General features: G+C 41.3%; 13 protein-coding genes. 10 read left to right on the forward strand and 3 right to left on the reverse strand.

All coding sequences use genetic code 11. From position 1 onward, the window contains the following. The coding region (locus DKM50_00765) for a hypothetical protein (protein PZM83947.1) at positions 1 to 4,258 on the forward strand (4,258 nt) is incomplete at its 5' end. Positions 4,259 to 4,273: 15 nt separating this feature from the next. Here the strand turns inward: DKM50_00765 and DKM50_00770 are convergent. Continuing rightward, on the reverse strand, positions 4,274 to 5,284 hold the full coding sequence (locus tag DKM50_00770; protein ID PZM83948.1) for a hypothetical protein: 1,011 nt from the start codon (positions 5,282 to 5,284) through the stop codon (positions 4,274 to 4,276). Beyond that, a complete protein-coding gene (locus tag DKM50_00775) occupies positions 5,250 to 6,230 on the reverse strand; it encodes a hypothetical protein (GenBank protein PZM83949.1) in 981 nt (326 codons plus the stop codon). The genes DKM50_00770 and DKM50_00775 overlap by 35 nt, the downstream gene beginning before the upstream one ends. A 95-nt stretch (positions 6,231 to 6,325) precedes the next feature. On the opposite strand from DKM50_00775, the gene DKM50_00780 reads away from it, so the two are divergent. The 3 genes from DKM50_00780 (at position 6,326) to DKM50_00790 (ending at position 12,018) form a co-directional block, all read left to right on the forward strand. Further along, the gene (locus DKM50_00780; GenBank protein ID PZM83950.1) at positions 6,326 to 7,645 is read left to right on the forward strand and encodes a hypothetical protein; all 1,320 of its coding nucleotides are present in this window, start codon (positions 6,326 to 6,328) and stop codon (positions 7,643 to 7,645) included. 71 nt (positions 7,646 to 7,716) lie between these two features. Next, positions 7,717 to 8,964 carry a glycosyl transferase family 2 gene (locus tag DKM50_00785; GenBank protein PZM83951.1) on the forward strand — a complete coding sequence of 416 codons (1,248 nt, stop codon included), beginning with the start codon at positions 7,717 to 7,719 and terminating at the stop codon, positions 8,962 to 8,964. A gap of 189 nt (positions 8,965 to 9,153) precedes the next feature. Continuing rightward, a complete protein-coding gene (locus tag DKM50_00790) occupies positions 9,154 to 12,018 on the forward strand; it encodes a hypothetical protein (GenBank protein ID PZM83952.1) in 2,865 nt (954 codons plus the stop codon). Positions 12,019 to 12,094: 76 nt separating this feature from the next. Here the strand turns inward: DKM50_00790 and DKM50_00795 are convergent, their stop codons facing one another. Continuing rightward, positions 12,095 to 12,502, reverse strand: coding sequence for a DUF2721 domain-containing protein (locus DKM50_00795; GenBank protein PZM83953.1), 408 nt, complete (start codon positions 12,500 to 12,502; stop codon positions 12,095 to 12,097). 281 nt (positions 12,503 to 12,783) lie between these two features. Here DKM50_00795 and DKM50_00800 point away from each other — a divergent pair, with 281 nt between their 5' ends. The 6 genes from DKM50_00800 (at position 12,784) to DKM50_00825 (ending at position 23,374) form a co-directional block, all read left to right on the forward strand. After that, a complete protein-coding gene (locus tag DKM50_00800; GenBank protein ID PZM83954.1) occupies positions 12,784 to 15,267 on the forward strand; it encodes a hypothetical protein in 2,484 nt (827 codons plus the stop codon). Positions 15,268 to 15,298: 31 nt separating this feature from the next. After that, positions 15,299 to 17,269 carry a hypothetical protein gene (locus DKM50_00805; GenBank protein ID PZM83955.1) on the forward strand — a complete coding sequence of 657 codons (1,971 nt, stop codon included), beginning with the start codon at positions 15,299 to 15,301 and terminating at the stop codon, positions 17,267 to 17,269. A gap of 334 nt (positions 17,270 to 17,603) precedes the next feature. Further along, positions 17,604 to 18,431 carry a hypothetical protein gene (locus tag DKM50_00810; GenBank protein PZM83956.1) on the forward strand — a complete coding sequence of 276 codons (828 nt, stop codon included), beginning with the start codon at positions 17,604 to 17,606 and terminating at the stop codon, positions 18,429 to 18,431. A gap of 45 nt (positions 18,432 to 18,476) precedes the next feature. Then, positions 18,477 to 22,247, forward strand: a complete 3,771-nt coding sequence (locus DKM50_00815; protein ID PZM83957.1) for a hypothetical protein — start codon at positions 18,477 to 18,479, stop codon at positions 22,245 to 22,247. 148 nt (positions 22,248 to 22,395) lie between these two features. Next, positions 22,396 to 22,608 carry a GTP-binding protein gene (locus DKM50_00820; protein PZM83958.1) on the forward strand — a complete coding sequence of 71 codons (213 nt, stop codon included), beginning with the start codon at positions 22,396 to 22,398 and terminating at the stop codon, positions 22,606 to 22,608. Positions 22,609 to 22,795: 187 nt separating this feature from the next. Beyond that, positions 22,796 to 23,374, forward strand: coding sequence for a hypothetical protein (locus DKM50_00825; protein ID PZM83959.1), 579 nt, complete (start codon positions 22,796 to 22,798; stop codon positions 23,372 to 23,374). The last annotated feature ends 94 nt before the right edge of the window (positions 23,375 to 23,468 follow it).

Below are 23,468 nucleotides of genomic sequence, written 5' to 3' on the forward strand. Positions count from 1 at the left end.
AAATGCGGGAGTTAAGTTGGTGTTAGCTGGGAAGGACACTCGAGGAGAAATATTTGGCGAGCTAAAAATTAAAATATCAGCAGGATGTGCTGACGCTATAACTGAGGGATTTATGTTGTTAGGTGGTAAATTAGATGTTCCAGAGCTGTTGGAAAAGCTAAAAGCTAAAATAGCAGCAGGGAAGTGGGAGGCAATAAATGCGGGAGTTAAGTTAGTGTTAGATGGCAGGTTAGATGTCAAGAATATAGAGGAGGAGTTGAAAGCGCAAATACGAGCAGGCGATTGGCATTCAATACAGGTGGGAAAAAACTTGGTGTTAGATGATAAGCTCACAATAACTGATGCGGGTATGGCTACCAGTTTACTGAATAGAGCCAGTACGATGGAAGAATACACTCAATTGGTTGAGAAATTGGGATTTGAGGGAGTTCTGGATAAGGTATCATTCGAAGCAGCAGATAAGCTGTATGAAACGTCAGCGGCTGAGGTGCTGGAATCAGCAGCGAAACAGCTGCATGCCCGGATAAAAATATCCGGCAACAAGCTCATAATCGATGATTATCATGAAATATTACTGGGAACAGAGATGGCGCATAAACTGGCAGAGTCCTCTGACCCGGTTAAGGCTCTGCCGTTTGTGGTGACAGACCAGTCACTTGAACGGCTCAAAGCCATATCGGACCTGGACCAACTTGGGAAACCCGGACTGTTCGTGGGTAATAGCGGTGAAGGTAAGACCGCAGCCATTAAATGGTATTGTGAACTCACCGGCAGGGAAGAGCAGTACCGGAGAATAAACCTGTCCCGGCAGACAGATAGTATGGACCTGATCGGAGGGGTCAAACCGGTACCGAGAGTAGATATGGATAAAGTAGCTGAGGGAGACGAGCCTTCGGTAAAAATGTATTTTGAGTGGATAGACGGGATACTGGTAGACGCAGCGAAGAAAGGCCATATCCTGGTGCTGGATGAACTTAATCTGGCACCGGCAGCGGTGCTTGGCAGACTCAACCAGTTGACGGATGATGAAGGCCGGCTGAACGTGTACGAGAGAGCCGGAGATAGTGAGATAGCGATCGGGGCAGGGTTCCGAATGTTTGGGACGATGAACTATCACAGCGATGCCGGGAGGAACAAACTGGATGATGCGATAATGAACCGGTTTGTAACGATAAATGTCCCTGATATGAGCGCAGAAGATATCTCGGCGGTAGTACAGGGCAGATATGAGCTGCCTGGTGATATGGCAATCAATCTGGGTAAGTTCCAGTACAAGCTGGGAGAGCTGGCACGTGCCCGGGAGTTGGGTCAGGACAACCGGGAAGCGTATGCGTTTACAATCCGGGATGCACTGAGATGTGCCGGAAGGTATGAGGAATATGTGAGTAGCGGAGCTAGTGAGAATGACTCGATGGGACTTGCCTTGCAGGAAGCGTACGCTGATGGGTTAAAGAGCGAAACCGACCGGAAGCAGTTCTGGGAACAGGTGAGAGCGCAGTTCGGGAAGGGAATCGAGAAACCGGAAGAAGGTATAGTGACCGAAGCCGGGCTAAGAGAACTGATAGCCGGGCATCCCGGGATACAGGGAGATGGCAGGAACATCCCAGGCGAGTGGGCAGCGCTGGAGGGCGTGCCGACAACGTGTAAATACGGGAAGAAGATACTTGATTCGCTGATAAGAAGCGAGGCAGTGATGCTGGAAGGACTGACCGCGGCAGCTAAGAGCAGTATTGTAGGGTATCTGGCAAGGCTGAGCGGAAATAAACTGGATAGGTTTACGATAAATGAGAATTTGGATGTGGATGATCTGATAGGTACATACCGGCATATGGAAGATGGGAGTGTGAGGTTTGTCGAGGGGATATTGCTACAGGCTATGCTAAAAGGCGAATGGTTATTTCTGGATGAAGTAAATCTGGGCAAACCTGAGATACTGGACCGGATATTTTCGCTGCTGGATGATGACCGGAATATTGTGGTCACGGAGAATGGGCAGCGCAGAGTGTTGGTACCGCATGATAAGTTCCGGTTGATAGTAGCGATGAACCCTGCGAGTTATGCAGGACGCAAGAAGCTCTCACCGGCATTTATCAACCGGTACCGCCGTATCTGGGTAGAGGATGATATGCCGGATGAAGAAGTCAGGACTATTATAAGAAAAGAGTTGGGAGTTGTTAATTCTGCCGGACATAAGATAGATATTATTCCACTAAATATTACGGCAACAGAGTCTGTGCAAGGTGAGATGAATGAGGTAGTTTCTCCGGGAAATGTTCCGTTACCAAAAAGTATTCGAAGAACAAATATGGTTCAGCCGGAAAATACAATAAAAATGTCAGAGGTCGATTATGGGAAGATAAGCATGTTCCTATCAGATACCCAGATGGATAAGGCGCAGGCGGAAGCAGAGGTGGAAAGGCTAAAGCAGCTAAATTCAAAACTTGTATATCTGGCTAAACTATCTGGTCATAATACCGTTCAATTAGAGATAGGTGAACAGAATTGTCATTATCCTGAGCGAAATGTAATAGAACTTAATAAAGACGACTTTATTAAACATTCTGATGACGAATTACTGGGAATTATTTTTCACGAGGGCGGACATTCAGAGCTTACGAGATGTTTTGATATGGAGTTTTATGAGGATAAAATTAAACACTTACTCTTTAATGTCATAGAAGATGGCAGGGTTAATCTCAGGCAGATAGACAGGTTCGCAGGAGCAAAGGATTATCTGTCGAAAAGGCACGCAAGGATATATGCAGGACCGCAGACCCCAGGAGAAGTTGAAGCAGCGAAGTTCATGCCTTTATTTCAGCAGTTTAATAGTGAAGTATTGAATTGTTGGCTGGTATCCAAGGAAAATTGCAGTGCTATGTATGATGCGCCGGATTATGTCGATAAACGTGTTTCTGATTGTATTTCTAAAGTATTACCTGCAATAAAAGAAGCGTGGGAAGCCCGCCCAACCGAATTTGAGCCTTCTGAAAAGGTAAAGAGGCAGTATGGTGCAAAAGAGCTGCAAATTATTAAAGAGAAAATCCTTGAAGAATATCTGAACCTGGTAAAGCAGGATAACGAAGATGCAATCGAGCAGTTTAAGAAAGACAACCTTGACGGCAAATACGGTAAGGGACAACCGTCATCTGGAAATCCACTGAGTATAACCCCGGAGGAATATGACAAGTTGCCTGATGATGTTAAGAAAGAATTAAATGATATGGCATCCGGGCAAGGACAGGACCTGGGCAAAGAAGCTCGGGATATTCTAAAAAGAATTGTAGACAACAAGATAGAAAAAATTGCAAAAAGCGAGTCTGGTAAATTAGAGGGTATGTTTGACAGGCCTGATAAGAGCTATATGGATAAGAAGATGGCTGACCTTGATAAGCTAAGTCAGGATAGTGAACCGGTTAGCAGCGCAGACAAAAAAATGACAGTTGAAGATATGCTCAAAAGTGCCCGGAACCGAAGAAAGATTACTGAAATAAATGATATAAATAACCCATTCACGAAATATTTTCGCAGAGTGTCTTCACTGGCAAATGATATTCTGGGCAGACTGGAATCAGTTTTTGTAATGAATGATAGCCCCAGTTATACGTTTCCTCATATGAGCGGGAGTAAGATATCGTCAAAGCATTTGTTGAGATATTACACTTCGCAGGGAACATTTTTAAAGATATTTAAAAAGAAAACAATGCCGGAGAAGAGGGATTACAGGTTCGCATTTGTATTGGATGAGTCGGGAAGTATGGATGGACATAAGGAAAGCGTAATGGAGATGATGGCAATATTTATGCATGTTCTGGGAGAGCTGGGAATAAAGTATTCCGTGGTTGGATTTTCTGATAGAGCAGTTGTACATAAAGAATTTGATGAAGAGCATGAAGATCTAAAGGCGAAGAACCGGTTTATAAGTGATGTGGAATCCTATTATTACAATGGGGGTGGCAGTAATGATAGTGAAGGGCTTGCTACTGGAATAGAGACAATAAGGACAGTAGGGACAGCTGATGAAAACATCGTTATAGTGCTGACAGATGGCGAGGGAAATATTTCAGGCGGCAAATCTTTGGAACAATTGCAGAAAGAAGCAGCCAAAGAAGGCATAACGGTTATAGGTATAGGCATAGGAGAAGGAATACAGTCAGTAGAAAAACATTACAAACACTATGTTCAGGAACGCAATATAGATGCTTTGCCGGGATGTTTAGGCAGACTTCTGGAGAAATTAATCATAGATGGAATCAACTGATGTATAAGTGCTGCTTTAGATGATTCTTAGAAGCTTTTGGACACGATTATCAAAAGTATGATGCTGAAGAATATGTGCGGCGCTCCTTTGAACGATATCGCTTCGGAGTGTTTCATGTTTCAGGTAGAATAAGGTTTTATGCCATAAATCATCTAATGTTTTGAAAGACACTATGTCCTGTTTGTGGAAGAGCTCTTCAATGCATGGAGCGTATTCCACAATCTGAAACCCCCCGGCAACAGGGATATCAAAAGTTCGCTGAGTAACAGAATCTATATTCTGGATATGGTTGATATTAAGATTTATTTTGGAATTATAATAAATGTAAGCACACTCTTGCGGGGTGAGTATTCTATCAATACATCTACCTCGTAGTCCAGTAAAATATGTATATGTGTTTTTCCAGTTTCTGTCCCCGTAGACTACTACGCCATGATCTGCGACCGTGTTTATTGCGCTCGCTCTTTTGAGCCCGGTTTTCGAATGACCGCCATAGGAATGTCCGATAAACGAGATATTGCCAAATCTGAGCCTGGAATTCTTTGTCTGTATAAACAGCTCAGGATCTGTGCAGTTGGGCAAATAGGTCACATTATTGTTGTACTTGAGGATGTCATCCCTAATTGCTCTGTCATGTGTGATGATCTGATCTGGCAGGTCCAGGCTATCTTTAACTTCGGGAAAATGAAAGGGGTTATCAACATACCAGGCGATGATAGGGATTCGAAGTTTTTCTTTGACGGACTGAAAACATGACCTTCTCAGGTTTTGCCCGCCAAAAACCAGTAAAAAGTCCGGTTGGAAACTTGTGATATCTTGTAATATAAATTCTTCCAGTGATGCCAGGAAAACATCCTGCCTCTTTTTAAACCTTTTATTAAACATTGCGTAATAGTAATAACCAAACCGGTGCTTTAGCTCTGATTTGCAAACGAATTTAACTGTGCAACCGGCTTTTTTTAAGGCTTTGGCCACTCCTATTTCAAAATGGTTATACCAGTATACCCCATAGAGATAAATTTTCATGTTTTTTTTGAGTTATAAGTTCGCTGGCAGCTTGCGATAAGCTCAAACGGTACACGTGAGTACGAAGGATAATGAGCCTGAGCTGGTGAAGCACCCAATATAATGGAGTGGCTGTCAGTCCCTGAACAGTATCAAACCGGAATAATTTTATTAAATATTGTCTATTACGCTTTTTGATGTAATGTTGCAATGCTTTTTTAAAATATCTGCGGTAAGCCGTTAGAATATGGTTGCGAAGATACCTGTCATTCTGGTGTCTTTTGAAGAGCTCTGTCATAACTTGCAAGTTGGCCAGATTGATCTCAAAAGACCCGTTATTAACGGAGTTATCCGCATGCAAATGATAAACGGCTAAAGGCTGATTGATAAAGGATACATTATCTTTGCGCATAATTTTCATGATAAAATCATAATCTTCACAAAAATCCAGCTCCTCATTAAAATAACAATTTATGACGGCTTCCTTCCTGAACATTATGCACATTATTGGAATCATATGACTGTAGATCTGTCTGACAAAAATATTATCATCTTTAAATTCATCATTTATGTATTGTTGAAAAGAACCGGTTTTTTCCTTATAACAGTTACAAAAGGCTAATTTTAAGGCCTTATTGCTTTCCATAACGGTGACTAGCTCCTGATAATAATTATTTAATAATTCATCATCATCATCAAGAAAAGTTACATAATCCCCGGTTGTTCTATTCAAGCCGGCATTACGTGCCGCGGAGCGTCCTTTATTATCCTGAAATATATAGTGAATAATACCTTTATCAATATAATCACTGAGGACTTGGCTCGCCGGTGGGCTAGACCCGTCATCAACCACGATTATCTCCGTATTGTAATAGTTCTGATCAATAATACTGTCTACTGCCAGTTTAATGAAGGCAGGCCTATTGCAGGTTGCGATGATAGTTGTGATTTTTGGGAAAATAGCCATTGCTCCTAAAATATTTTGCTATATATTTGTGGGGCACTATAGCACTATCGATTTTATTTTAAAAGTATCGTCTTTGTTTCCTAAAAGGAGCTATTTTGAAAAAGAAAATAACTATAACCGCTTTGCTGGTCCTAAGCCTGTTATTTGGAGCGCTTTATCATACGGATATATTGCCAGTCAGGGATTGTAATGTAGTTTTTCTAATTCTGGCTGTAGCAGTAATTCAACTCCGCAAGCCGGAACTGGGAATATATTGTTCTATGATCGCTTTGCCCTTTGCTAACTTTCGAAATGTCTATGTGCTGACCCTTTTTACTTTTGCGGCATTCCTTCTCAAAGAAAAGCGTCTAAAAATATCCGGAATAGATTATGGTGTGCTCTTATTTCTTTTTATTGTTTTGATAGCTTCGATAATTGCGTTTCCGTTGATTTCCAGCTTTAAAAGTTTCTATTATTATGTCAGCGCAGTGATGATTATGTTCATTATCGCTAAAAGCTTTGATAAAACAAAGCTGAACATATTATTACTCTGCTTTCTGTTGTCTGCTACAGTAGTATCGCTTATAGGTATATATCAATACTTTACACTTGAGATGTCACCGCAATTATGGTTATGGGCAGATCGCAGTACCAACGCGCACCTGAGAGTCAGAGTATATTCAACTCTTGATAACCCAAATATTCTGGCTGAATATCTGGTTATCGCCTGCAGTATCGGTACCGGACTATTTTTGCAGTGCGGTACTGCGTGGAAAAAACGCATTGTTGCCGTAGCCACCTTGATAAATGTCATGTGCCTTCTCGCAACTTTTTCCAGAGGAGGCTGGCTTGGTTTAGCCCTGGCTTGTTTCATCATACTTTATTATGAAGAAAGGAAGTTGATTCCTGTCATATTGACGTTAGGGGCAATGCTCCTGGTTTTTTTGCCGGTTGAGGTAATGGAAAGGATCAAAAGCATAGCAAATATAAGCGATACTGCTAACGCTTACAGGTTCATTATCTGGTCTGCATCCCTGAGGATGTTCAAGGATAGTTGGCTTATCGGTACCGGATATGGCACGTTTAATCAGATTTATCCAGGTTATTCAGCAACAACTGTTAACTTTGTCCATGCTCATAATGTGTTCCTTAACATTGCCGTGGAAACAGGTATCTGGGGTTTACTCATGTTTCTGTTCAATGTAGCGGTAACATGTAAAGCCGGGCTTGTAACAGCACGCAATGCGATTGATCAATATTATAGAAGGCTCTCGTATACCTCAACAGCTGCATTGTCAGGACTGTTATTCCACGGGCTGGTTGACCATGTGCTTTATGATGCCCGGATAATATTTATGTTCTGGATGCTTATCGGGATAATATTTGCTGCCGGAAATGAAGATTATTCCGGGGACTCACTGGGTAATGATAGTTAATCGGAGTTTACTTTTCCTTAAGAAAGTAATATACCTCGAACCAGGCAGGAACAAAAAAAGGTAGAAAAGCTATGGAGCTCAAATATGTTGTTTCAGTTTTTTTAATAAGTCTGCAATACCTGCTTTTTTTCTTTTGGATATACTGGCTGTTTATCAGTCTTTTTGGTTTTGGCAAACCGCTTAAACAAAAAACATATGAACCTTACAATAGGTTTCTACTTCTTGTGCCCGCTCACAATGAGGAGCGAGTTATCGCACAATTGCTGGAAAACCTCAATAACCTGGACTATCCCAAAACGCTCTATCAAATATGCGTTATCGCTGATAATTGCAATGACACCACCGCTGATATAGCAAGAAAGTCAGGAGCTACTGTCATTGAACACACCTATATCCCGGGAGAACCAAAAGGAAAACCTCATGCTATCAAATATGCCGTAACCCACTACGGCGAGAGCTTGGCCCAATTCGATGCTGTAGCATTCTTTGACGCGGATAATCTCGTTACTCTTAATTATTTACGGGAAATGAATAATCACCTCTTAAACGGCGACAGATTGATACAGTGTTATCTTGATACTAAGAACCCCGATGACAACTGGATTACATTGTCTTATGCGACGAGCTATTATTATATGAACCGTTCCTGGCAATTGGCCAAATCCAAACTAGGGCTGGGTAACGCCATTGGCGGAACCGGTTTCTGTGTAGAGACAAAACTGCTTGTCAAAATAGGATGGACGGTACGTTCTCTGACTGAAGACCTTGAATTTACCATGCAATGCTTATTGGAAGGGGTCCCGGCAAAATGGTGCCATACTGCCAGGGTTTTTGACGAAAAGCCGGAAAGTTTCCGGGCATCGGTTTCCCAACGCCTTCGATGGGTGCGAGGTCACTGGGATGTTAATTTCCGGTATACACATAAACTACTATGGAGGGCCATAAGTAAGTTGGACTTCCTGTCTTTTGACGGCGCGGTCTACCTGGTTAATCCCGGTAAAATTATACTCAATACTGTAACTTCGGCGCTATTGTTGGCATCATTTTTCTTTAAATCACATTGGTTTGGACTTGTTTTTCATTGGCATGTATGGCTGTTTATTCTGTTATTTCAGTTTGCTTATATTGGTTTTGCTATTTCCACAGATTCAGAAAAAAAAATAAATATTATAAAAAGTTATATGAGTATGGTTGTTTTTAACTTATCGTATATTCCTTTGTTTTTCTGGGCGCTTTTAACCTTCACGAACAAAACCTGGAACCCGACAAAACACACTAAAAGTGTCGACTTCAAGACGATATCAATAAATGGTAAATAACAAGGTGTTAGCCTGAATACTCTTGTGCCCTGCCGGTGCCTTTCTCCAGGAATATATTTGATTTCAAAAATCGATATATCTCTGAATATTCCTTCAAAGATTATTGCAGTTATGCACATAGATTATGTTTGTAATTAAAAATACCTGGGTAAAATTTTAAATAGATCAGTGAGATTCGGAGGAATCAGAATGTTAAATAACAAAATCATAGCGATAAATCCAGAAAAGCTCATTCAGGATAAAATATCTGAAGCTAAAATCCTTGCTGCCAAAGATTCCTGGCGAATATCATTAGATATTAAAAAATATGGAATTACAGATCAAAAGGCTCTTGCTGAAATTGCAATGATAGCCGTTACGAAGAACGGCTGGGCAGTATCGGAATATATAAAAAACTATGGAATAGAGGATCAAAAGATTCTTGTTGAAATTGCAAAAATTGCTGTAGCTAACGATTCACAGTTTTCAGATAGAATTGGGAATTTTGGAATAGTTGAGGAGAAGGACCGAATTGCCATTGCCAAGATTGCTGCTGCTCATAGTGGCTGGTACACAACAGTGCATATTAAAAATTATAAAATAACAGATCAAAAGGCTTTGGTTGAAATTGCAAAAATTGCTGCAAAATCCGATGATAGAATATCGGAACGTATTCAGGAATATGGGATTGAGGATGCAGATTCTCTAATTGAAATTGCAAAAATTGAAGCTGCAAAGGATGGGGAATGTCTATCAAAATATATACAAAACTATTGTAGTATCAGACGTGAATCACAATATCACTCTGGCTATTATAATGAATCGTTAGAGCATAATCCGGTTGAATTTGCTGAAATTGCTAAGATCGCAGCAACTCAGAATGGAGAATTGACATCCAAATATATTAAAGATTATCGGCTAACTGACCAGGAACCATTACTTAACATTTTCCTGACTTCTATTAACCAGAATATTGATTCCATAAAATATAGAGAAAATTATAATTTTAGTGAGCTAATTCATTTATACATTAATGATATTATTAATGACATGAATTTTAAAAAAAATAATGAAGATAATAATGAAAATGATTTATATGGACGGTCAATAAAAGCTTATCCTGAACTTCAAATTATAATGAAAAATGAAACTCTCGAAAATGATTTGAAACTAATTCCTGAAGAATATAATGAACTAAAATCCTTTATTCAAAAATTACGGAATCCGGAATTGCAAATTCAAATGCTTACATTACTTGCTAAAATCTCAATTAGTAGTAAACTGGCAAAATTACCTATAGAGGAAATCAACGCATCTATACCTATTATTAAGGCAATATTTGATTTGCGGGACCCTGTCCTAAAAGTAAAGATAGCAGATATATTTCTCGATTTCTTTTTTAAACATAATTCCAACCAAAAAATCAGTGAATGGCTGAACGAGAATATTGATACCTCCAAGTTGAAATTTACTCAGTCAGGCAACATTATTATCGGGAAATTGCTATGTGAGAGTTTGAATGGTAATTCATTCGATAATAACAGTATATTTATTATGGATAAAGTCATTACAACAACTAGAAAGAATATCAGCCAGAATGATCGGATGCGCTTATATAATTCCTTAATGACCTTGAAGGAATCCTCTTTATCCGATTCCGACAAACAACGACTTATCTCCCTGGCTTGCTCAAGGTGTAAATACATAGAGGATCCCGATAATACCGATGAACCTACGATAAAAAAAGTTGTTGAAATACTGATCAAACAATTATCTATTGTGTCAATGTTCATCAATTTGGGAAAAACAGATGACTTATTAAAAAAACAAGCTTCAACGGATTTTGAAAAGCAACTAAAGCAGCTAGTTGAAAATGATTTTGGAGTTGCTCAGGTAGCTAATCTCTGGAATAAACTTCTGAAAAACGTTTTCTCACTCCGTGATCGTGATGGCATTTTCCATTTTGGAGCAAAAGTCTGCACGGTTAGCTATCAGGCAAAAAATTTATTCTCTAAATTTCTAACTGCGGTGCTGGAAGGAACTTATTCTGAGTTCAGATATAATACTGTGCGAATTCATCTGGATAAGGTATTTGGTAACAATCAGGAGTTAGAGGCCAACTGGCAAAAAGGTACATCTCTTACTTATGAAGAAGTTGCAACTAATGAGAAAAGCGAAGAATCTCACGACATGGATGTTACTTCATATTTAAGGCAGAAGATTCTTGCCGATAAGCATCTCGAAGCTAAAGATTATTCATATATTCACGACTTTTTATCTGGTAATAAATCTACATCATCAAATATCAAGACAGCTATAGAAGATAAGCAGACCGAATTAAAGCAGAAATCCAGGTTGCCGGCAGCCAGGGAAGAATTGCCGGTGCTCAGCAATCAATTATTGCGATTAAGAATACAGGAAATGATGATAACCCTACTTAAAGCTGAAGATATAAAAAGTAAGAGGAATATAATTAACGAGATTAATCAGTTAGTTGAGAAAAAACAGGTATTACCTGAAGTATTTCTTGCTGATCTGCAAGGATTGTCAAAGCAACTCATTGGCGATTTCAAATCTGACCGACAAAAATGGTCAGTTGAAGATACAGATAGCTACGGAGATATGTTGCTCCTCGGAGTAGAGGTGGATGGGAGTTGCCAAAGCATATATAAGAATATTGACCTTAGTAAATGTCTGCTTGCCTATTTAACTGATGGCAAAAACCGTGCGCTTATTATTCGCGGGGATGATGGCAGAATAAAGGGTCGCGCCATTTTTCGTATTCTCTCTGACACAATAGCCGAAAAACCTGTTCTATTCTTAGAGCGCACTTATGTCAGCGGAGAAATAGGACAGACAGAAGCAGAGACGGCTATTCTAGAGATGGCAAAGCGCAGGGCACAATCTCTTGGGCTCACACTGGTCGGCAAATATGAAGGTGGTGAAAAGTTTAATAATATACTTAAATCCCTGGGAGGGAATTCTCCCTTTGAATATATTGATGCGCTTGGAAATAAAGATAATCGTAGCACTTTTGAGATTTCGAGCGGTACTGCAAACGTTATTTATCCATAAATATCTATAAATAATGTTCACTGCCGTCCGGTTAAGTAATTTGAAAAGCGCGCCTCTTTCCGCCGAAATCATATATCTATTTCCCTGAATGAATGTGATAGGTTATATCATCCATCTGGATAATCAATGCTCTGACTGAAAGAGATATTTCTATGAACGAGAGAAGCAAAGATGCCATCAGCAGGATGAGTGAAATCCCAAAAGACATTTGCCCGAAAAGGTTATTGTTAAAAAACAGGAATGCCATGCTTAATACACAGAAAAAAAAGCTTAATATTCCAAGTGCCTGCATATACTGAATGATAACGATCCTGATACGAAGATTACTGATCTGGGGCGGGATACTATCTCTGGGATGTGTCTCGTAGCTGGCAATGAGATTTCGAATAAGGCTTGCGAGCGCGAGGAACCGGTTAGTGTACGCCAGAAGTAGCAATGAAATTGAGGCGAAGAGAAGTCCAGGTGTAGAAAGTGTAAGATCCATGTTTAATCCTTCATTTTATTTTTTTTGAATATTGTATCCTTACCTTTATAGTTTATCAAACTAACGATTAACCTGAGAGTTCCTTTTGAAATAATTTTTTGCTGTAAGCAGGAAATAATTTCTAAAGGAATGCTTTGTGATGCTAAGTCTATTAATTTTCTCAGTTTTTCAGGTTTTAACTGATGTCGGTATTTAGGGATAGTACCGCGGTTAGCGCAAAAACGCGAAGTTCAAGAAGGGTAGATATGTTTAACAACTTATTCACAGGGGCAAAATAAGAATTGAGAGAAATAATTGATAGTAACTGCGATATATTAATAGGTATCTATTTAAAAGGAAAAAATATGAATATTTTCACAACTAAATTGATCAGTATGCAGGAAGAAATTTCAATTAAGACACCCGCTGAGAGCGCCTTCGGAGTGAACGAAGGTGTTCATGCGAATGCACTTTCTGCAATTCAGCTATCAGTGAAGGCGAGAAGCCTCTATGGCTATATATCCCGGAACCGGATAATCGGACTGGTGCCGGATATGGGATTCGCACGAGAGGGCCAGGAGACAAAACAAATAAGTTTAAATTCCGAAAAAAATATAATGTTGTATCCTGAAAGCTATAGTGCGTTTATTCTCTACAATATCCTTACCAAGCTGATTAACGGATCGGTAATGATACTTGGGGACCCGGGGACAGGTAAGACCAGTATGGCTATGATGATGGGGCTGGCAGCCGGCAGAGAATATGACCAGCTCAAGAAAGAAGTTGTCCATGGACAGCCGCAATTAACAATAAGTGACCTGTTCGGGAATCTGGACCTGGCAGAGTACCAGAAAGGCATTGTTAAGGCCATATTCCACGAACGTATAACCAATCAACAAGCTGACCTGATAATTGATGAAATTAACCGTATCCCAACTAAGACCCAGTCAGCAATCTTGAGCTTGCTGGCAGAAAAATATGTGGAGTTGTTTGGGGAGGTCATGGATGTTAAGGACAGGGCAGTATTTGCCACGATGAATGATAAGAACGGTGGCGGGACCTATGAATTGATACATGCACTGCTTGATAGATTTGAAATATCCGTAATGGCCTATCCGCGCAATTATATATATACAGGAATAACCACACCTGACAATACCGCCCAGTTTCCCGAAGAGTCTATTTTCAAGGCTGATGAACTCAGTGTTGTAAGAAAACAGATTGATGGGCTGGGGGTATCGCAAGATGCACAGCGCAGGCTGAACTATTTCTTATCGCTGCTCAATGCTGCGGAGAATGCTGCATCTAAACCGGAACACGGGTACAAGGCTAACTTGTCGGGCTCAGGAGTAAAAAGTTCCTCGGTATTTAACAGCAAGGGGCATGATGACCCCAAAACAACATTGAGTGCTTTGATCGAAGGAACAGTGAGTGACCGATTCCTGCGTTCAGTGCTGCATTATGCAAAAGCACTGGCGTGGTTCAGGGGTAAGGAGCAGTGCGATACCGAAGATATAGCTGCGGTGATCATTCCGGCATCTTTGCACCGGTTTACACCATCGCCGCATTTTGAAAAGATTGATTTGATATATAAATATGATGCCTGGGAGCGAAGCCGGTATTTGTGGCAACAGGCTATGGAAAAATATGATACAAGGTTCCCGAACAAACAGGAAACAGTAAGCGATCTGAAGAGCGTGCCGGAATATTTTACTGATGCACAGTATGAACAGGCCTCAGGATACGATAACTACTGGGACCTGAAGGATGCAGTAGAGGAACTTCCTGGATCGGGCGAGAAGCTGGCAGTAATTTATAAATCGATGGAAGATTTTGCAAAAGGCCACCTGGAAGGCTCGGAAGGGCTGGAAGAACTACTGGCTATGAAGCTTTTGTTCTATGAAATATATGGGCAGGTGCTGGACGGCAAGGGACTAATGCCTATCACACCAGAAGAGACAACAACAGCTTCACTGATAAAAGAAAAAATTGTTCAAAAGACCAGCCCGGCAGCAGTAACGAATAATATTGACAGTACTACTGACAGTGTCGGCATGAAATATGTGAGGCTTCCCGGAGGCGATAATATACCGCTCGGTTCGGCCGAGTTTAGCGAGAATCCACCGCATATAGTGAGCTTGTTGCCATTCAGTATAAGTGAGACGTGTGTTACCCAAGCGATGTATGAGCAGGTAATGGGGATCAATCCATCTGGCTTCACAATAACAAATGATAAAATCATTGCTGCTGGAATAACGGATACCGGCAGGCATCCGGTTGAGCAAGTCAATTGGGTTGAAGCTAATGCATATGCCCAGAAGTTGTCGATGCTGGCAAATGATATCAGTCCCACTATAAAAAATGAAATTAAGGATTTGAGTCCGGGAGACTATAATAAATACACGATATGGCATCCTAATGCCCGTTTATTCAGATTGCCTACAGAAGCAGAATGGGAGTATGCAGCTCAAGAGGAAGGCGACGAATCCTGGAGTGCCCGGAATAGCGGTGGCATAACTCATAGTGTGGATAAAGGAAAGGCAAATATTCATGGTCTAAAGATGAGGGGAAATGTACTGCAGTGGTGTTCCGATACCTGGAATTTAGATTTTTGGAAAACAGCCAGTAGTAAAGACCCTGTAAATCTGGGTACAGGTAAGGACCGTGTGGTACGCGGTGTTTCCTGGCTCCATAAGATAGAAAACCAGTTTCGCGCCACGTACCGTTGCTCCAGTGGTGCATTTTTTCGTATCGACCATATTGGTTTTCGTGTTGTCAGAACTTAATTTTTGTACTATTTGAAAGGTTTTGAACTTAATGAATAACAAAATAATAGCAATAAAGAATGAACAATCCCGCAATCTTCTTTCTATAGACGAATATAATAAACTCTGGAGGCTGACCGGCCCGCTGCTTGGAAATGTCAGCCTTAGACAGCCAACAGTTCTGAGGACCGAGCAAGACCTTAAGAAATACCCGGAAATGCAGGACGAGATCGGTGGTATCTCTATACCGACTAAAGATACGTATATTAATGTTCAAAAATTCCAGAAAGCCTTCGGCCCGTTTACGCAAGATGACTGGAATGAAATAAAAAAATGGATTGAGAATGAAATAGATACCAACAGAGATCCGAAAAAAACTACTGTTACGAGAAATCTGCTGGGTGGAATTGCAGAACAAGTCAACTCAGGCACAATATCGATCGAAAAAGCTGGCTTTCAGGTGTATATGATCATGCTTATGGGCCATGAAATCGGGCATCATAAGTGGATACCCTATGATTTAAAAACATTGATTCTGATTGTTGACTCTGTTTATAAGGTGACCGAAGATCAGGACAAGGCTGCTTATATTGCCAATGTTTACGAAGATCTGGTTATTAACGATCGGCTGTTTAGCGAACGTGGGGTGCCTATGCATCTGCTCTATGAAAAAATGACCGATGAGAAATCGAATATAAGCCCGTTCTGGCAACTTTATATGCGGACATGCGAACTGCTCTGGCAGCAATCTATTTTACCTGAAGGGAAAAAAGAGGTCCTCACTTTCTCGGAAGATCTGTTCAAGGCTCAAAGCACGGATATCTCGCCGGAGCTGGAATGCGATGCCGCTTTACTGGTCAAAATAATACGTGACAGTCAACCTCGTAATTATATTATAAAAGCCAAAGAAGCCGCAGAGATAATAAATAAATATTATGATCCTCAGGAGAATAGTAATCCTTCGCCTCTCGACAGCGATATGTCTTCCGGCAACAAAAAGTCCTCTGCAGGGGCAGTGGCTAAAGATGCAGCGAAGAAAGCCGCTGAAGGTATGAGCCGAAAACAGGAGGGGGAGAATGGATATGGGGCAGTACGGGAATTGCCGGAATATCAAGGTCTGATGCGGCGTATGAACCTGGCTGATGATACGATAGAAGCAACAATCATGTACTATCTGGACCTGGCTAGCCCGTATGCTGTGCAATTTCCTTCTGTGCCACGCTGGCATGGTGCTGAAGTCATGGAAGGAGTTGCCGGATGGGACCCTTCCCAAGATCCTATCGAACGACTGGACTTGCCATTATCTTTGCAGCAAGGAATTATTATTCCCGGATATACAACCCTCCAACGTGAGTATGTGGAAGGTCTCGACACTAAAGAAACAATTGAACCGCCTGATTTGCTTATTTATACCGATGCGTCAGGGTCGATGACTAATCCTAATAAAAAATTATCACCACTTACCCTGGCAGGAACAATTGCTGTGGAATCTGCACTAAATTCAAGCAAACAAGTGAGAGCCTGCAACTATGAAACTCAACAGAACTACGTTGCTATGGACGGGATGTCGGATAATCGTAACGAAATAATGAAATACTTACTTAACTACAATCCAAGACAGGGAAGTACCGAATTTCCTTTTCAAGATTTGGTAGAAGCTTATGATAATTATAATAATGAACCGGTACATCTGGTTGTTATATCCGATGGTGATTTTTTAAGCGATTTGAGAGCAAATATAGAAGGAAAAACAGGTCTGCAGATACTTGAAGAAATGCTGCTTTCAAGAAAAGGCGGCGGAACCTTATTCCTTAATTCAGATACGAACGGTATCATAACCGCTTTCAAAGATTTTGCCTATGAAAAAATTGAAATTAGCAATAAGCTTACAAAAATATACATTCCTGACCTCAAACTAACCATATATCCGGTCCAGCACTGGAATGGCCTTGAAGCTGCCGCTGCTGATATGTCACAAGCTACATATGATCCTTATGGATATAAAAATATGGTGGGATATTAAATCCTTAACGCATAAATTCTTATTAGAAAGTCTGTACTTTTTTGCCTGGGATGAGACGAATTCCAGTCCCGATTCCTGAATTCTTTTCCTAATGCCTTAAATTATATTTGCCCGCTATCAACCTCACGCCAAGTCTCTATGAAAATAAGTGTCTGATTTGTTACATTTTTGTTCGAGTAATGACAATGCTAGACAAAAATGTATCTTTTCGGGTCCTCCTGATCCCGGATAAATGAGCTATGCATGAATGAAATACTACAGATATAAGCGTTACGATCATTTGGCTCGTTTTTTGCTGCAATCTTTATAAAAAAAGTAGCAAAGGAGCACAGCAATGACCATGATCAATTCAGTACAGGCAGGAACAGTTTCGTACACGGCGGTACCCGGAGTCCATCCGGCTTTACAGGAATTGGCCGAAAAATATCAGCAACCCACTACCACAATGACCGTGAATAATACGAGCTTAAATTCTTTCAGCCGAATTGCGGTCCGATGCTTTGCCGAAGATTATCTGAAAACTTACCCTGAAGCCAGAAAAAATGATGCCGGGCAGTACTGGCTTTGTATTTATTACTATAATCTCAGTCTGAACCGGAACTTCCACGTACCGAACCCTAACCTGATCTACGCCGGGCAAGAGCTGTATATTCCTCCGAAAGGCTATATAAATGACTTTATCGAAACAGTTAAAAAAAACTCGATCGATTTTAACCGCTTTGCTTATGCTCCAAGCAGATTAGCGCCTCTTAAGGCAGAAGCACCGGAGCCGACTGTTACTTCTGAGAATATCCAAGCTGTTACTGAAGAAAAGCCACAGAACACACCGGACATGGCAACGCCGGTCTATCCTCCCATTGCCATTACACAGGTTGATCCGCTTGAGATCGCCCCTCAGGTGGAAGCTACCCCAGCTCCTTCAACGCAATCGGAGCAATCCGCGACATCTTCGGCCAATGGTTGGTTTGAATCGCTGAAAACTAATGTCCGGTCAGTGGGCTCAGAGATTTCTCAAACCCTTGGGCCTGCAGCGAATAGTGTATCACACACCATAAGCAATGCCTGGACTGAAGGGAAGAAAAAGTTAAGTGAATCAATCTCCGGCATCACGCCGTATATAGACTATTTCTTAAAGGGTAAGGTGCCGAAACAAACGAACTGAAATAAGAGCAGCCAGACTGAAAAAGATAGAAAGAAGGGATTAATTATGAGAAATAAATTTATTGCAGGAATAGAAGAACGAGTAATAGCGCGAAGTGTAAGTGAAATATCCAGGAGCTACAGCACAATTGCTTCTACTCAGCATTTGCGGGCTGTTTTTCCCGGGCAGGTACTTACTTATAACAGGACCAGTGACGGGTATACCGACCCGAAACTGTATCCAGACCATTGTGTTATCAGCACTCCTTTTTATTCGAAGCTGATCGAACAAATACCAGAGTTGAAAGATTATTCGTTTAAACTCTTTCGTACTGCCGGCTTAAATTCCAATACCTATATTACCACGCTGATTAACAGCGAAACTAAAGAAATCCTTTTATCCAAAGACCTTCTTGAGTTTCTTCGGTTCGGAAAACGTGACTATAAAGGACAGGGAGAAGAACTAGTTGAGTTGGCGATCCTAACTAACCTGCTCAAAAGCACTGATTCCACGATCCGTAACGGCGCTAGCCGGATGCTGAAAAATATTGATGATAACCAAGAAAAAAGACGAACCCTCAACCGGATTGTTTCTCTTTATACCAGCCATCTTGCCTTCAACGATCAACAGAAAAAGGAGATCAAAGCCGAAGGGATAACCGTTAACGTCAAGGCCGGTGCCTTTGAAGACAATTTGCTTAAGCTCAGCCTGGCGCTGGCCGGAGCCCGTGAGCGGAACACCAATCTCGTTATTTTCCCGGAATTGATTGTCTCTTCTTATCAAGTGCTCGATTCCGTCGAATATTCACAATTCCTGGCAAAACAAATGTCCGTTGTACAAAATCTCAACAAACAACAACGTTACTATTTTAAAGAAGACATAACCGCATGGCTTAGTCAGCAACTGCAATTATACGATATCGATAATACTCGGGCTATCATGAGTGAATTCGCAAAAGCGCTCGACGACATTGATGCCGGAGATCTGGCAACCGATTCCTGGCATGATGAAACCAAGCAACCACCGCTAAAACAGGAACGGCTCAGTTTTGCTTTGCAGCAGATACTGGAACGACATAACCTTGAGCCCTGCTCTGAGATTATCAGACGGCTTGAGAATAATTATGATGCTTTTGGAATGGCCAGCATTATCCCTGTAGCCATTGCCAGTAACGACAAACCGTTCAATGCTGCATTCTGTTTCCGAGGGGATGGAAGTTTGGGTATGCAGGTTCACAAACAACGGCTAGCTGATGATCCCAGTTCATATTTTTATGAAAAACATATCTTCTCGCCCGGGGATCATAACCGTAAACATGTGTTTCTCTGGAGAGGGCAAAAGATCGGGGTCTATATCTGTGAAGACATGTGGCAGGAGTCTAACCAAAAAGTCGCAGCCAAACTCATGGATTCTCAGGGTGGAATTATTCTGGATAAAAGGCTGGAAGGAACGCTGAATAGTGCAGCCGATATTCTGATCAATACTTCAGCCTCGCCCGAACAGGTCGGATACCTCATTCCTCATAAACTGAACCCGGAAAATTTTCGCAACCTTCGTCCTGGAACAGCGATTATAGAGAACATGGCCTTTACACTGGAAAATCCTCGCACCGACACCCGGGAAGATCTGATCCGAACTGTCAGCGAACAATACGGAGTGCCTCTTCTTTACATTAATTCACTGGGCGGCCTCGACCATATTCTGATGGCCGGTGCAAGCTACCTGACTAACGGTAAAGGCGAGTTCGTCGGGACATCCGAACAATACAAAAACTCGATCCTCAGTTTCTCGTTCTCTAAAAAAGGAGAAATAAGTGTTGACCAGGTTAACCAGGACTATTTGATCAAAGGACCCGAAGAACAAGCGGTACGGAACCTGATCCTGAGTGTCGCTGATTACTGGGAAAAAAATAATATCCGGTTTGCCGCTTTCAATAACGATGGAACAGTCCAGGGTGATTTTTTGCAACGTATTCTTGGAGAGGCCCAGAACCTTCATCATCAACATCTCGTGGAAAAACTTTATCGTCAGGCACAGGTTGCATGGCCGGACAAGACTCCGCAAGATATCAAAAAGCTAGTCGGGAAACAAGCATTGGAACAGGCAGTCATTATTAAGACCTTTATCATGCCGGCGATGAACCATCGGTTTTTCAATGTGCTGTTCAAAGGGTTGTGGAACGCTTTCAGCAACAAAACCGAAGTTCAGGTTTCGATCATGTTCAAGCCGGAATGGTTCCTGTCCGGGATGAACCTTACTTTCCTGGCAGCAATAGGATTATCGAACATAGCTACACATATCACCGGCAATTATGTGGTTTGGCCATTTATTAATACCTTGCTTAAAATTGCAGGTATACAAGGAAAAAGCTATAAAAATCAAGGAGAAATGCTGCCTGATCAGGTAACGAATCCTACTGTATTCCGGGAAACACTCAGCCCGGAGGTGATCAACGAACTGAAAACCGAATTGCACAAGAGTATCCCGGATAAAGGTCAACGGAAAAAAATCGATCGGTTGATCGATATCTGGGTTGAGTTGGTTGGTCACGTGGAGAACCTGTTTTTCAATAATATCTCTGCACTCCGTAGCTATTTAGTGACCCGGGAAATGGACCGGCGGGATGCCAAAGGACAATACGCAGTCAATATAGGATCGCTTACCGAAGACAAAAAGAATCGGGGCAACTTTACGCCCGGCGGGATTGAAGCAAGCGGATTTGCCCCACTGCAATCCATCAGCAGTGCGACTGTCAAATTGCTTTATCTCTATACGATCAAACAAGATCTGTCCCAATCTCTGAGCGGTGTCTCTGATTTTGCTCTCTCACGAAAACTTCGCCGGACCATCAGTGATCTGTCTAATACCCGGGATGATTTCAGCTTTTTGCGCAACATTTTCAGTTTAAACCGGATTGACAAGACTGGTATGCTTCTTTATGAGCTTTCTATCTGGAAAGATATCCGGGCACTTTCTTCTGACCCACACCGACAGGAAGCACTCGATAAAAAGATCAATAAACTGGAAAAAATCCTGGGTAGCAAAGAAGCAACTGTCAAAGCAATGAAAAAACCCTTGAAAATCGGTGGTCTGGAGTTTAAATTTATGCCGATGCGCTTAAACAAAGTCGCGCCCAGCAGTATGAATGCGCTTCTTGACCGGTACCTCACTACCAAGAACCTTGAGCAGTTCACTGTTATGAAAGAATTTCTCGATCCGGAAAACCTGTTCAACTGGGAAGAATATGCACAGTATATTGCTTACCATATTCTCCGCTACGAAAAAACGAAACATAAAAACCAGGGGATCAATGGTCCGATTTTTAATATAAAAACTCCGGGATCTCACCGGGAAACTGTCTCTCTGGAGCGGTCAAGGCGAGAAGAGATCGTTTTAACTATACTGGAACAAAGCAAAGTGTATGAGCGCAAAGCGCTACGCGATAGCGCCCATCTGGAACAAACCATAGAGATGTTCGATGATATCGCTGTTATCAAGGAAGATCGTAACCAATGGCTTGACCGGGATTATGAGCAGCACCGGATTGAAGAAGAACTGACCAGGCTCAGTGAACAAGCGAGAAAACATGGACATTATCCAGCAGTCATTATTGACGGGCTCAACAGCCTGACTGACGTTATCGCCTTTAATGCCACCAAAAAACGCGGCTTGAAAACGATTGTCCTGACTTCCACTGAAGAGCTCAAAGATTTGAAGATTCCTGGGAATATCGCTAATCTGGATTACATCTATGTATTTGACAGCAATACTGAAAAAGAAGAGTATTTGCAAACTCTCATGGGCACTCCGAAAGCTCATGAAATAAAATATCACTAGGTTTTCCCACCCTAACAAGCCCCTTGTTCCCTAAGGGGGCTTGTTTCGTTCGTATATATATAAATAATTAAGAGTTTGAGGGGGGTAGACTTTCGGAATGATTTAATATTATCATTACTATTATTACTCGATTAGGAGATTGAAAAATATGAATAATGTGAATATTAACTACAAATGCCCTAAATGCGGCAACACCGGCTATGAAACCGATGAAATCAGAACAACCGGCGGTATGTCCCGCTTTTTTGATATCCAGAATAAGAAGTTCACGGCTGTAACTTGTAATAATTGCAAATATACAGAATTATACAAGGCAGAATCAGGATTGCTTGGTAATATATTTGATCTTTTTACAAGTTAGGGATTTTTTCTCTCGATTGAGAAATTTAGGGTGGAGCCGGTTCAGCGCACACTCTTCATATCGAAACAGAATTCATTTTCAATGCCTGTGACTGATCAGCAGATTGTGGCACATCTGTTTACAAACGTGATATAATTTGTAAACTTAAGGCAACAAGTATTATGTTATATTAGGAGGTGTTTTTTTTATGGATCAGGATAGCTTTTTGTTCAAGCAGGGTAAAAACCTGGAAGATTTGTTTTTTTATGATCAGGATCAGAAACTGATTGAAAACCTCAAACTCATGGAAAAAATGAAAGAGACTAAGGAAACGTTGTCCCAAGTGTCAGGCATTACCGATGATGCAATATTGGAACGGTTGGTGCAGTTGGATATTCATCCGCAAGTTATGGCTTCGGTATCAATTATTCCATTGGTTGCAGTTGCATGGGCAGATGGTGTAGTTGATGAGAAGGAGAAGAAATCCGTGTTGGAATGTGCGGATAATGATATTTTTAGGAAAAATCAGATAGACCGGGATTTGATAGACTCATGGTTAACACATAAACCTCCGAAGAAGCTAATCGACGCCTGGATAAGTTATGTCCACGGATTATGTAAAGAGCTTGATGACGCCCAACTCAAGTATTTAAAAGAACAAATCATGGGTCATTGCGATAAGATAGCGCGTGTCAGCGGAGGTTTTTTAGGGATCGGGAAAATTTCGGGAGAAGAATCGGCTATGATTATGCGGCTAGGGAAAGCCTTTGATGTCTGCGGTATCTAGTACAGATTGTCCTATATATGTCTGACAAGAACTCAGCTGTATGGAGTAAATACATCATTACTATTAATAGCAGTAATTGCCTCTAAAACTTAGA

The organism is Candidatus Margulisiibacteriota bacterium (genome assembly GCA_003242895.1).
Taxonomy (GTDB): Bacteria; Margulisbacteria; Riflemargulisbacteria; order GWF2-39-127; family GWF2-39-127; genus GWF2-39-127.